Origin of the sequence: Arhodomonas sp. AD133, assembly GCF_051195215.1 — a bacterium.
GTDB lineage: Bacteria > Pseudomonadota > Gammaproteobacteria > Nitrococcales > Nitrococcaceae > Arhodomonas.
Window position 1 is genome coordinate 1 of record NZ_JBNAZM010000025.1, and the last position, 12,617, is coordinate 12,617.

A 12,617-nucleotide genomic window follows, 5' to 3' on the forward strand; every position below is an offset into this window, starting at 1 on the left:
CGCCGGCGCGAACGCGTCTTGCCCCCGGGCCGCTGTGGTGCTCTGACGTATGACAATACTTCTGAGAAGATTAGTAATCGCTGACGCGCGACTTCGCCGCACGTGTGTTCATGCCGGCCACGAGGCGCTTCGCGCCCTGTCGCCGGCCTGTGAGTGCGACGCGTATTGAGTTTCGGGTCACGAGTTTAGCCTGTGATGCGCGGCCGAAAACGCAAGTACCGGCATGTTGTGTCTCGACTGGAAATGCCCCCTCCCGAAACTTTCAACTTGAAACTTGCTACTTGCAATTCACGTCTTTCAGTGCTCCAGGATCTGCTGCAGGAACCGCTGGGTTCGCGGTTCCTCGGGGGCGCTGAAGAATGTCGACGGCGGTGCCTGTTCGACGATCTCGCCACCGTCCATGAAGATCACCCGGTCGGCGACGGTCTTGGCGAAGCCCATCTCGTGGGTGACGCAGAGCATGGTCATCCCGGATTCGGCGAGTTCGATCATGACGTCGAGCACCTCCTTGATCATCTCCGGGTCCAGCGCGGAGGTGGGCTCGTCGAAGAGCATGATCTTCGGCTGCATGCACAGCGCCCGGGCGATGGCCACGCGCTGTTGCTGGCCGCCGGAGAGTTGCCCCGGATACTTCTGCGCCTGTTCCGGAATGCGCACCCGCTCCAGGTATTGCATGGCGGTGGCTTCGGCCTCCCGGCGTGGGGTCTTGCGCACCCACATGGGCGCGAGACAGCAGTTCTCCAGCACCGTGAGGTGCGGAAAGAGGTTGAAGTGCTGGAAGACCATGCCGACCTCGCGGCGCACGGTCTCGATGTGCTTGATGTCCTCGGTGAGCTCGATGCCGTCGACTTCGATGTGTCCGCGCTGGTGCTCCTCGAGGCGGTTGAGGCAGCGGATGAAGGTGGATTTGCCCGACCCGGACGGGCCGCAGATGACGATGCGCTCGCCGCGGCTGACGGTGAGGTCGATCTCCTTGAGGGCGTGAAAGGCGCCGAACCACTTGTGCATGCCTTCCACGCGGATGATCACGTCGCCGCTGGTGGCGGCGGAGGCCACGGGGCCCCGGTCGTTGGTGGCGGTGTCGTTCATCGTATGGTCCTCAGCGTTCGCGGTGGCCCGTGTCGAGCTTGCGTTCCAGGTTCTGGCTGTACCGTGACAGTCCGAAGCAAAAGACCCAGAACACGGCGGCGACGAAGACGTAGCCTTCGGTGGCCACGTCCTGCCAGGCGGGGTCGATGATCGTCGCCTGGACCGTGCCGAGCAGATCGAACAGCCCGATGATGAGCACCAGCGAGGTGTCCTTGAACAGCGCGATGAAGGTGTTGACGATGCCGGGGATCACCAGCTTGAGGGCCTGGGGCAGGATCACCAGCCCCATCTTCTTCCAGTAGCCGAGCCCCAACGCGTCTGCGGCCTCGTACTGGCCTTTGGGGATCGCCTGCAGCCCGCCGCGGACCACCTCCGCCATGTAGGCCGACTGGAACATTATGATCCCGATCAGCGCCCGTAGCAGCTTGTCGAAATTCACGCCCTCGGGCAGGAACAGCGGCAGCATCACCGAGGCCATGAACAGCACGGTAATCAATGGCACGGCGCGCCAGATCTCGATGAATACGACACAGAGCCCGCGGATCACGGGCATTGTCGAGCGTCGCCCGAGCGCGAGAATCGTGCCCACGGGCAGGGCGGCGAAGATGCCGCCGTAGGCGAGCACCAGGGTCAGCATCAGCCCGCCCCAGTCCGCGGTGGGCACGCTCTCCAGCCCGAGCACGCCGCCGTGGATGAGCACGAAGCCGATGACAGGAAACGCCGTCAGCCCGAAAATCCCGAGCCAGCGCCGGCCCGGGAAGCGCTCGATGAACTGCGGTGCGAAAGCGATGGCGAGCAGAGCGAAGACGATGTTCACCCGCCAGCGCATTGCCTCGGGGTAAAACCCGTAGACGAAGAAGGCGAGGCGCTCGCGCACGAACAGCCAGCAGGCACCGTCGGTATCGCAGGCGCTCGCGTCTGCGCCAACGAAGCGCGCGTCCACCAATGCCCAGTCGATGACCGGGATGGCGTAGCGGATCAGCAGATAGCCTGCCACGACGGTGAGCAGGCTGTTGTACCACGTGGAGAAGAGGTTTTGCCGCAACCAGCCGAGCACGCCGATCTGACGGCGCGGCGGTGGCAGGTCCGGATGGCGTTCCGAAGTGACTGACACGCTAGCGCTCCTTCAGGGCCACCGCCCGGTTGTAGAGGTTCATCAGCGCTGAGATGGAGAGGCTGATGACGAGGTAGACCGCCATGGTCATGGCGACGATCTCCACGGCCTGGCCGGTCTGGTTGAGCGTGGTGCCCATGAACACGGCGACCAGGTCCGGGTAGCCGATGGCGGTGGCCAGCGAGGAGTTTTTCGTCAGGTTGAGGTACTGGCTGGTCAGCGGCGGAATGATCACCCGCATCGCCTGGGGGATGACGACCAGACGTAGCGTAAGTCGCGGCCGCAGCCCCAGCGCGCTGGCGGCCTCGACCTGGCCGCGATCCACGGAGAGGATGCCCGAGCGCACGATCTCCGCGATGAAGGCGGCCGTGTACACCGCGAGCGCCGTGAGCAGCGCGGCGAGCTCGGGGAGCACCGTCATGCCGCCGCGGAAGTTGAAACCCTGCAAGGCCGGCAGCTGCCAGGTGATCGGGGTGCCGGCGAGCGCGTAGGCGAGTATCGGCAGGCCGATGATCAGCGCCAGCCCCGGCCAGAAGACCGGAAGACGCCTCCCGGTGCGGTCCTGGCGGCGCTTTGCGGCCCACGCCAATAACACGGTGGCGGCGATGCCGGCGAGCAGGGCGAGCGCTACCCAGCCGGCGCCGGACTGGAATATCGGTTCCGGGAGATACAGGCCGCGGTTGTTGAGAAACACTGCCTCGCCGACGGTGACGCTCTGGCGTGGCGAGGGAAGGTTCTGCAGCACCGCGAAGTACCAGAAGAAGATCTGCAGCAGCAACGGGATGTTGCGGAATACCTCGATATAGGCGAGGGCGAGCTTCGCGATCAGCCAGTTGGAGGACAGCCGCGCAATGCCGACGATGAAGCCGAGCAGCGTGGCGATGACGATGCCGAGCCCGGAGACGAGCAGCGTGTTGAGCAGGCCCACCCAGAAGGTGCGTCCGTAGCTCATGGTCTCGTTGTAGGGAATCAGCGAGAACAGGATGCCGAAGCCGGCCGGCTCGTCGAGGAAGCCGAAGCCGGTGGAGATGCCGCGCTCGGCCATGTTGGTGAGCGTGTTGTCGAGCAGTGTCCAGCCCAGCCAGCCGACGACGGCGAGCGCCAGGATCTGGAAGGCGATGGCGCGAACGCGCGGGTCGCGCCAGGGGCGTTTTGCTACCGGTGGCGTCGTTTCGGTGGTGGTGTTCATCGAGTCATGCCCGGGGCGTGGGCCCGTTGACTAATCCGATCACGGGTAATGCCAGGTGTCAGAGCGCTTGTGCGGTTCGGCTGCCAGGCGCGCGAGCGAAGGCGTGGCGAAGCTCACGTCGAATGAACGCCACGCCACGGCCGGACCGCGCGATCGCGCCCTTCGGGCGAGCCTGTCGGGCGGTCTCGCGGCGTGTTGCTCGTCGCTCATGTAGACCGTGCTACACCACGCGCCTCGCGCCGTGCGAGAGCGCCCGACAGGTTCGCTGAATCGTGGCATTACCCGTGATCGGATTAGTACCGGATTTACCCCGGGCGCGCGTCGGGCGCGCCCGGGGCGGCGTCGAACGGAACGCGATCAGCGGATCGGCGGGGCGTACATCAGGCCACCGTCGGTCCACAACGCGTTCATGCCGCGCTCGAGCCCCAGTGGGCTGTCCGCGCCCACGTTGCGGCGGTAGATTTCCCCGTAGTTGCCCATGTGCTCGATGATTCGAGTGCCGAAGTCCGCGGGCAGGCCGAGCTTCTCGCCCATGTCGCCGGACGAGCCGAGCATGCGCTGGATGGTGGGGTTGTCGGCATCCTGCATGTCCGCGACATTGTCGGAGTTGACCCCCAGTTCCTCGGCGTTGATCAGGGTGAACAACGTCCACTTGATGACGTCGTACCACTGGTCGTCGCCTTGGCGTACTGCCGGGCCCAGCGGCTCCTTGGAGATGACCTCGGGCAGCACCTTCGCCGCCGATGGGTCCGGCAGCTTGATGCGCAGGGCGTTGAGCTGCGACTGATCGGAGGTGAGCACGTCGCAGCGGCCCGCGTTGAACGCGCTGATGGTCTGGTCGGAGTTCTCCAGCACCAGCGGGTTGTACTCCATGTCGTTATTGCGGAAGTAGTCCGCCAGATTGAGCTCGGTGGTGGTGCCGGCGAGCACGCAGACCGTAGCCCCGCTCAGCTGCGTGGCGCTGTCGACGCCGAGCGCCTTGTTGATGAGGAAGCCCTGGCCGTCGTAGTAGGTCGTGCCGGCGAAATTCACGCCCAGCGAGGAATCGCGGGTGAGTGTCCAGGTGGTGTTGCGCGAGAGGACGTCGATCTCGCCGGACTGTAATGCGGTGAAGCGTTCCTTGGCGGTCAGCGGTATGAAGCGCACTTTCTCCGGGTCGTCGAAGATCGCGGCGGCGACGGCGCGGCAGAAGTCCACGTCCAGGCCTTGCCAGTTGCCGTCGGCGTCGGTCGCGGAGAATCCGGGCAGGCCGCTGTTCACGCCGCAGATGAGCTGGCCGCGGTCCTTGACCGTGGCAAGGGTGCCGTCGTCGGCGGCAGAAACCGTGGCGGATGCGGCGAGGGCGGCGACGGCGCCCAGGCTGGTCAGGGCGGACACAAGTCGTTTCATGGCGTTGGCTCTCCTCCTGTTGGGAACGTTACACCCGGTGCCATCCCGGTTTGGGGTGGTCTGGTGTACAGGCGGGCGGGAGGCAGCGCCATGGGCGCCGACGTGGCGTACGTTGTCCGGATCGCGGCGTTGTTCGCCATCTCTCCCCCCAGTGCGTACTTGTTGTTCTACCTGCGGGCATGGCCACGCGCGGGCTCATGCCGCAGAAATTATCGCCTGCAACGGTAGCATCGCTGCCGCGGGCACGCCACAGGGTGCCGCTTTCGCCGTGCCCTGGCTGCATGCTCCTTCGGACTTTCCACTCGTAACCCGGATGTCCACGCGTGCGGCGCGGCTTGCTCAGCCGCGCCGCTCGTGCGGGTGTGGTTCGCTGTCGGGGACGACGGGATCGTAGCCCTCGGCGCGCAGTGCTTCCAGGACTTCGGCGGTGTGCTCACTGCCGAGTGTCTCCAGCGTTGCCTCGACTTCCGTGGCCCGCAACGACAGATCGGTGAACGTGCGCTGGTGGGCGATCTGGATGACGTTGGCGCGATGCTCGGCGAGCAACCGCGTGAACTCGGCGAGGGAGCCGGGAACGTCGGCGATGCCGACGCGCACGCGCACGATGCGGCCGGAGCGCACCAGGCCGCGCTGGATCACCGAGGACAGCGGTAGCAGATCGATGTTGCCGCCGCTGAGAATCATGCCGACGCGCTTGCCGCGGAAGCGCTCCGGCTGGGCGAGGATGGCGGCGAGCCCTGCTGCGCCCGCACCCTCGGCGACAGTTTTTTCGATATCGAGCAGCATCAGCACGCCGCGCTCGATCTCCGCCTCGTCCACGAGCATGACCTCGTCCACCAGCTCGCGGATCAGCGGTAGCGTGAGCCCGCCCGGCTGCTTGACGGCGATACCCTCGGCGATGGTCGCCGGGCCGCAGGCGACTGGCTGACCGGCGAGGGTCTGCTGAACGGCCGCGAATCGCCGAGTCTGCACGCCCACGATCTCGATTGCCGGGTTAAGGGCATGGGCAGCGACGGCGTTGCCGGCGATGAGGCCGCCCCCGCCAATGGGCATCACCAGGGTGTCCAGGTCCGGGAAATCCTCGAGCATTTCCAGTGCGATGGTGCCCTGGCCGGCAATCACGTACTCGTCGTCATACGGGTGGACGAACACGTATCCATGCTGCTCGGCGAGGCGGTGAGCGAACTCGCCGGCCTCGGCGACGCCGTCGCCGACGAGCTGCACATCGGCGCCGAATGCGCGGGTGTTTCGCACCTTCACGTTCGGGGTGTGGCGTGGCATCACGATGGTGGCGTGTATGCCGAGGCGTTCGGCGTGATAGGCGATCGCCTGGGCGTGGTTGCCGGCGGACATGGCGATCACGCCGCGGCGGCGTTCTTCCGGCGTCAGTGCGAGCAGGCGGTTCAGGGCCCCGCGCTCCTTGAACGCGGCGGTGAACTGGTGGTTCTCGAATTTGATGAACAGCTCGCAGCCCGTGATGCGCGAGAGCGTGCGTGACAGCGAGCATGGCGTGCGGACGATGCTGCTGGCGATGTTTGCGGCCGCCGCGCGAACGTCATCGACCGATACCGTCATTGGTCTCCGAGCCTCCCCTGCGTGTCGTTATCGTATCCGCCATCCGCCGTTGGCTACGGCCTGGCCGACCGGGAAAGCCTAGCCCGGATGCGTACCGTCGTGCCAACAGTACTGCAGCGTATTGGTGGGAGGGAGTGCTTCTGCGGCGACGGGGCGGCTGAAGAGGAACCCCTGGCCGAAGCGGCAGCCGTGCCGGCGGAGAAAGCCAAGCTGGGCTTCGGTTTCGATGCCCTCGGCGACGATACGCAGGCCCAAGCCTTCGGCCATGGCCATGATCGCCCGCGCGATCGCGGCGCTGTCGGCGTCGTCGGGCAGATCCTGGGTGAACGACTTGTCGAGCTTGAGAATCGAGATCGGCAGACGCTTGAGATAGGCGAGCGAGGAGTAGCCGGTGCCGAAATCGTCCACGGCAATGTCCACGTCCATGGCCCGCAATGCTTCGAGTGCGTCCAGAACCCCACCGGGTGCCTGCATGAGCAGGCTCTCGGTGACCTCGACGATGAGATGGTGGGGCGCGATGCCGGCTTCGTCCGTCGCCGCGCGCAAATCGGCTACCAGGTCGCCCTGCTGCAGGTGGGCGGGCGAGACGTTCACGGCGATGCGTGGCGGGCGGTTGCCGGCGTCCAGCCAGGCACGCATTTGCCAGCAGGCGGTGCGGAAGACCCATCGGCTCACCGGCACGATGAGGCCCGAGTGCTCGGCGACGGGGATGAATTCACCCGGCGGGACGATCCGGCCGTCCTGGCGCCGCCAGCGCACCAGCGCCTCGTGGGCGACCGGGGTACCATCGGTGAGATCCATGACCGGCTGATACTCCAGGAACAGACGATCGGCATCGATCGCCGCGCGCAACGCACCGGCGGTGGCAATCCGGTGGTACGCCTGATCGGTGAGCTCCGGCTGGTACACCCGGGTGGTGTTGCGGCCTTCCGCCTTGGCGAGGTACATGGCCGCATCGGCGGCGCGAATCAGCGTCTCGGCGTCGTCGCCATGGTCCGGGGCCAGGGCGATGCCGATGCTGGCAGTAATGTAGATGGGTCGTCCGCCCGCCTCGAATGGCACATCCAGCGCATCGAGCAGGTCCGCGGCCACGGCGTGGGGGCGTTCGCACGCGCCGTTGTCGGCGAGCAGCAGCATGAACTCGTCGCCGCCGAGGCGGGCCAGAAGGTCATCCGGGCCGACCTGCGTCTCCAGCCGCCGGGCGACGACACCGAGCACTCGGTCGCCTTCGGTATGGCCCAGGCTGTCGTTGACGTCCTTGAACCCGTCCAGATCGATGAAAAGTACTGCCACTTTGGCGTTCGTGGCGGTCTTGTCGTCGAGCGCACGGGCCAGGCGCTCCCGTAGGGCGATGCGGTTCGGTAGCCCGGTCAGCGGGTCATGGTGGGCGAGATAGTGCAGCTCCGCCTGGCTTTCCCGGATCTCGGTAATGTCGCCGACCAGCGCGATGAAGCTGGCACTGGATACATGCGGCCTGCTCAGGCGCGAGAGGCTGAGCCAGGCGGGGAATTGGGTGCCATCGTGGCGCTGGCAGTCGATTTCCCCTTCCCAGCGACCATCGCGGGCAAGGGCGTCCGCAAGTCGTGCGATAACCGGTTGCGAGCCGCCGCAGAGCGTAGGCAGTAACGGCGCACCTTCGATACTCGTGGCCGCCTGGCCGGTCATGCGGCGGTAGGCGGGGTTGCTCTCCAGGATGGCGCCATCATCGTCGGCGACGAGAATACCTTCACCGGCGTTCTCCAGGACGGCGGCGGCCAGGCGCAGCCGTTGCTCGCCGTGAATGCGCTCGAGCTCGGAGGCGGCCCGTGCGGCGAAGATCTGCATCAACGAGCGCGCTTCGTCCGGGGCTTCGAGCGGGCGGTCGAAGACCGCGATCAGCAGGCCGGTGGCGCGGTCGGAGCTGTCACGCAGGCGAATGCCGACATAGGCCTCGGCGTCGAGATGGACGAGGTCCGTGTCCTCGGGAAATGCCTCGGTGACCTGCCGGGGAATGACGCAGAGGTCATGCCTGACGGTGTGTTCGCAGGGGGTGCCCGTCAGACGGTAGTCGCCGGTTTCCGGGCGCTCGTCGCGGGACCATCCGGTGATGACCGTTGCCGTGGTGCTGGCATCGCCGTTGGCCACTTCGGCGATATGCACCAGGGTCGCCCCGAGGGCCTCTCCAAGGCATTCGACGAGCATCTGGAAGAATGCGCGTCCCGTTCCCGTGGCAACGCCGGAGGCAATGGTGTGCAGGAGTTGCTTGTGGCGCTCGCGCTCGGCGTTCATCAACGCCTGTGTGGCCTGGTCCGCGAGCTCCCCGGCGAAGCGTATCTCGTCCGCGAGCCACTCACGGGACTGGCCCATGTGCTCCAGGCACAGGACGCCGTAAACGCGGCCGTGCAGGCGTACGGCGCTGTCGAGCATTGCGCCGACGCCCTCGGGGGCGAGATAGTCCTCGGTAAGCTCTCGTGTCCGGGGGTCGTTGACGGCATCGGCGGCGTCGATGGTGCGCCCGTTGCCGACGGCATCAAGGTAGGCAGGGCAACGCGTCCCGTCGATGTGGTGTCCGGCGGAGAAGCCCGCGGCGGTGTCGTAGAGGCATTCGCAGGTCAATCCTGGCGGTTGTTGGTGGAGGCGCCAGAAACCGGCCTTGTTCACCGACAGGGCGTCGGTAGCGGTACGGCAGATGCGCGCGAGTGCGTGCTCGATACGCTCGCCGCTGCCGAGTACCGGGTCCGTGGCCAGCTGGGCGAGGGCGCGTTCCTGGCGGCTGGTGCGTTGCAGACGGCGTTGCTCGCGCAGGATCGCCTCGCGGCGCGTGTCGACAGGTTGTACCAGCACCATGCGGTGCCAGCCCTCGTGGATCCATAGGTCGTTCGAGGTGATTTCGACCTCGAACGTACTGCCGTCGGCGCGTTGGTGGGTCCATGTGCCGGCGTAGTGAGGCCCGCCGTCACGGGATGGTATCGCCTGTCGCAGCGCGTTACGGAATTTCGGCGGGTGCAGTTGCTCGATGGTCAGCGCGCACAGTTCGGTGGCCGGATAGCCATAGATCGTCGCCGCCTCGCGGTTGGCAAAGCGTATCTTCAGATCGCTCGGGTCGTAGACCAGCATCGGATAAGGGCTGGCCTCGAACAGCTCCCGGTAACGCGTTTGCGTGCTGTCGTCGCTCACCCGCCTCGCCCCCTCTGCGGGTCGGTCCCTCCATGCGTTGCAAGCGTGGCACAGGGGGGGCGTTAGCGGCAACGCGACGGCTGCTCGCGTCGACACCGCACACATTCGGATGGCCCACAAACAAACGGGGCCAGCCCGAAGGCTGGCCCCGTTTAGGCCGTACAGGCGTTCCAAGCGTGATGCTTAGAAGCTGTAGACGGCACCCGTCGAGATGTAGTCGTCCGCGTCCTCGTTCTTGTCGAGCCAACCGCCCTCGACGTAGACGTAGAAATTGCTGGCGACGTTGTAGTTCGCGTTGATCAGGAACTCGGTGCGGCCGTCGCCCTCGTCCGGATCGATCTCCTGGACGGCGGCGGTAACCGCGCCCACGCCGTAGTCGTAGCTACCGGTCAGGGCGTAGAGCTGGGCCTCGCCGTTGCCGGCGCTGTCCTCGCCGACCTGCTCGAGCTTCGCGGCCAGGGTGACGGGCGCGAGGTTCACGACACCGGTGAGACCGATGTTGCCGTCCGCGTCTTCCTCGTAGCCACGGTCGTCGTAGCCGAGGTGCACGGCGAACATGTCGGTGGTGTACTTGGCCACGGCCTGGAAGGTGCTGTCGCCGTCGCCCAGCGAGTCATCACCGTAGGGCGAGGAGCCCGAGTCCGCGGCGTCGCCCTCGTAGGCCGCCTGCAGCTCGAAGGTGAAGCCGCCGAAGCTCGGGGAGAAGTAGGCGATCTGGTCGCCGACTTCGCTGTCGCCGTTCGCCTCGGTCATGCCGGTGGCCTCGAACGGGTTCAGCGGATCGGAGATGGAGTCCTGGAAGATGCCGTCCCAGGTACCGATCTGGACCGTACCGAAGTTGCCCTTGATGCCGGCGAACACCTCGTCCGTGCCGGAGATGCCCCCGTCGCCTTCCTTCTCGTCAGCGCGGTACTCCCACTCGGCGCGGAAGTAACCGGTGAGACCGTTGTCCCACTTGTGCTCGCCCTCGATGCCAAAGGTGGAGCCGTTGTCGGTGAGCTCGCTCTCGCTGTCACCAGCGGCGTTGTTCTGATCGATGTAGATGTACTGCAGGTTGCCGTACACCGAGAAGGTCGTGGCGTCGTTGACCTTGAAGTCCGCGGCGTGGGCGGAAGTGGCGCCCATCGCGGCGGCGATCGCCAGAGCAGTGACGGTCTTCTTCATTGTGGCGTCCCTCATCTCCGTTTGATGTTGGCTCTCGTCGCGCCCGCGGTGGGCGTCGCGAGAAAGCGGATGTCATCCTATCCATTGTTTTGCGGGAACGCAACAACCTTGTTGTGAATTTCACCTTACCGTCGCTGGATGTTGCTTTCGTGCAACTCGTCTCGTCAAAAAAAGCCCGGCCGAAGCCGGGCCTTTCAGCGATCGGGGGGCGCTCAGGCGGCGGCGCCGTGGGCGCTGCGGCGCAGGCGTTCCTCCGCGATGCGGTCGGCCACCTCGTTGGTGGGCAGGCCATCGCGGTGGGCCCGCGCGTAGATCTCGGTGAGGGTATCGGCGATGGCATCGATACGCGCGCGCACCCGCAAGGCGTCGTAGCCGTGATGCTCGTCGGCCACGTCGATCACGCCACCGGCGTTGATCACGTAGTCGGGGGCATAGAGAATGCCGCGCTGTCGCAAGCGCTCGCCGTCGGCGTCCGTGGCGAGCTGATTGTTGGCGGACCCGGCGACCACGCGCGCGTGCATCTCACCGATGGTCTCTCGCGAGAGTGCGGCACCGAGCGCGCAGGGGGCGAAGACGTCGACCTCGGCGGCATGTATGCGCTCGGGCTCGACCGCCGTGGCACCGAATTCCTCGACCGCGCGTGCCACCGACTGCTCGTTGATGTCGCTCACCCACAGTCGTGCGCCCGCCTCGTGGAGATGGCGCGCGAGATGGTAACCGACGTTGCCCACGCCCTGGATCGCCACGCGCAGGCCGTGGAGGTCGTCGCGCCCGAGCGCCTCGCGGACCGTCGCGTGCAGCCCGACGTACACCCCTCGCGCCGTCGCCGGCGAGGGGTCGCCGCTATGGATCTCGCCGTTCTCGTCGCGCTTCTCCGTGATCCCCACCACGTAGCGCGTGGTTTCGGCGAGGTGGCGCAGGTCGGCCACGCTGGTGCCGGAATCCTCGGCGGTGATGTAGCTGCCGTTCAGGCTCTCGACGAGCCGGCCCATGGCGCGCAGCAGCTCGGGGGTCTTGTCACGCTGCGGGTCGGCGATGACCACGGCCTTGCCGCCGCCGAGTGGCAGCCCCGCCATGGCGGATTTGTAGGTCATGCCCCGGGAAAGACGCAGCACGTCCGTGAGCGCCTCGTCGCCGTCGGCATAGTGCCAGATGCGGCAGCCGCCAAGGGCCGGGCCCAGGGTCGTGTCGTGGATGGCGACGATGGCGCGCAGACCCGAGTCCGGGTCGTGGCCGAAGACCACGCGTTCGTGGCCACGGAATTCGGGATGTTCGAATACGCTCATGGCGATCTCCTCTCCTCCGCCCCGAACCCGAGCGGTTGGCCCGGCAGTGGCGGCGATTGTCCAACGGCCCGTGGTGGCGCGTCACGCCGGCGGGCCGGGTTATCATCGGGCACCCCCTTTTGAGGGATGCCACTGAACAGTCTATCGTCGCTCGGCGGTTTGGCGAACCCTCGACGCCTCAGGCGTTGCCGAACTCGCCGCCGCACAAGGGGAAGGAGGTTCCGCGCGATGACTGCGATTCCCGGCCCGACCGCGGTGCTCCTCGCCGTGAGCCTGTGGGGGGCCTTGTTGCTCGCCCGCCACCTCACCGGTCGGCGCGTGCGTCCGTCGTGGGGGTGGTGCCATGGCGTGCTGGCGATTGCCGCGCTTGCCTGGGCGCTCGCCTCGATCTGGGGCGCGGGCGCGGTGCTGACGGCCAACGCCGGCTTGTTCTGTCTCGTCCTCGCCGCGATCGGTGGCGCTTTCGTGGCGCTATTCCGGTTGCAGGGTGAGCGGCCGCCGCTGTTCATGGTCTGGCTGCACGCGGTGGCCGCGGTGCTCGGGGTGGGCCTGCTGCTGACGGCGTGAGGCAATGCCGCCGTCTGGCCACCGGCCCGAGGCGCAGCGCGTGTACTGTTTGCGCACATGGTTGCCGGCCGCAAGTCTGGCTTGCATC

General features: G+C 66.7%; 9 protein-coding genes. 1 reads left to right on the plus strand and 8 read right to left on the minus strand.

Translation table 11 applies throughout. From position 1 onward, the window contains the following. Window positions 1-297: 297 nt before the first annotated feature. The 8 genes from ACPEES_RS14090 to ACPEES_RS14125 form a co-directional block, all read right to left on the minus strand. Window positions 298-1,089, minus strand: coding sequence for an amino acid ABC transporter ATP-binding protein (locus ACPEES_RS14090; protein WP_435104152.1), 792 nt, complete (start codon window positions 1,087-1,089; stop codon window positions 298-300). Between the two features lie 10 nt (window positions 1,090-1,099). Beyond that, window positions 1,100-2,203, minus strand: coding sequence for an amino acid ABC transporter permease (locus ACPEES_RS14095; RefSeq protein WP_435104153.1), 1,104 nt, complete (start codon window positions 2,201-2,203; stop codon window positions 1,100-1,102). 1 nt (window position 2,204) lies between these two features. Next, the gene (locus ACPEES_RS14100; RefSeq protein WP_435104154.1) at window positions 2,205-3,392 is read right to left on the minus strand and encodes an amino acid ABC transporter permease; all 1,188 of its coding nucleotides are present in this window, start codon (window positions 3,390-3,392) and stop codon (window positions 2,205-2,207) included. Between the two features lie 357 nt (window positions 3,393-3,749). Further along, entirely contained in the window at window positions 3,750-4,781 is a 1,032-nt protein-coding gene (locus ACPEES_RS14105; RefSeq protein WP_435104155.1) for an amino acid ABC transporter substrate-binding protein, read from the minus strand. Window positions 4,782-5,120: 339 nt separating this feature from the next. Beyond that, a complete protein-coding gene (locus ACPEES_RS14110) occupies window positions 5,121-6,356 on the minus strand; it encodes a threonine ammonia-lyase (RefSeq protein ID WP_435104156.1) in 1,236 nt (411 codons plus the stop codon). 78 nt (window positions 6,357-6,434) lie between these two features. Further along, window positions 6,435-9,512: an EAL domain-containing protein gene (locus ACPEES_RS14115; protein WP_435104157.1), complete on the minus strand. Its 3,078-nt coding sequence runs from the start codon at window positions 9,510-9,512 to the stop codon at window positions 6,435-6,437. Window positions 9,513-9,695: 183 nt separating this feature from the next. Continuing rightward, window positions 9,696-10,676: a porin gene (locus tag ACPEES_RS14120; protein WP_435104158.1), complete on the minus strand. Its 981-nt coding sequence runs from the start codon at window positions 10,674-10,676 to the stop codon at window positions 9,696-9,698. A 212-nt stretch (window positions 10,677-10,888) separates the two neighbouring features. Then, a complete protein-coding gene (locus ACPEES_RS14125; protein WP_435104160.1) occupies window positions 10,889-11,962 on the minus strand; it encodes a Leu/Phe/Val dehydrogenase in 1,074 nt (357 codons plus the stop codon). A 228-nt stretch (window positions 11,963-12,190) separates the two neighbouring features. Between ACPEES_RS14125 and ACPEES_RS14130 the strand changes: the two genes are divergently transcribed. Further along, the gene (locus ACPEES_RS14130) at window positions 12,191-12,529 is read left to right on the plus strand and encodes a hypothetical protein (protein WP_435104161.1); all 339 of its coding nucleotides are present in this window, start codon (window positions 12,191-12,193) and stop codon (window positions 12,527-12,529) included. Window positions 12,530-12,617 lie beyond the last annotated feature (88 nt).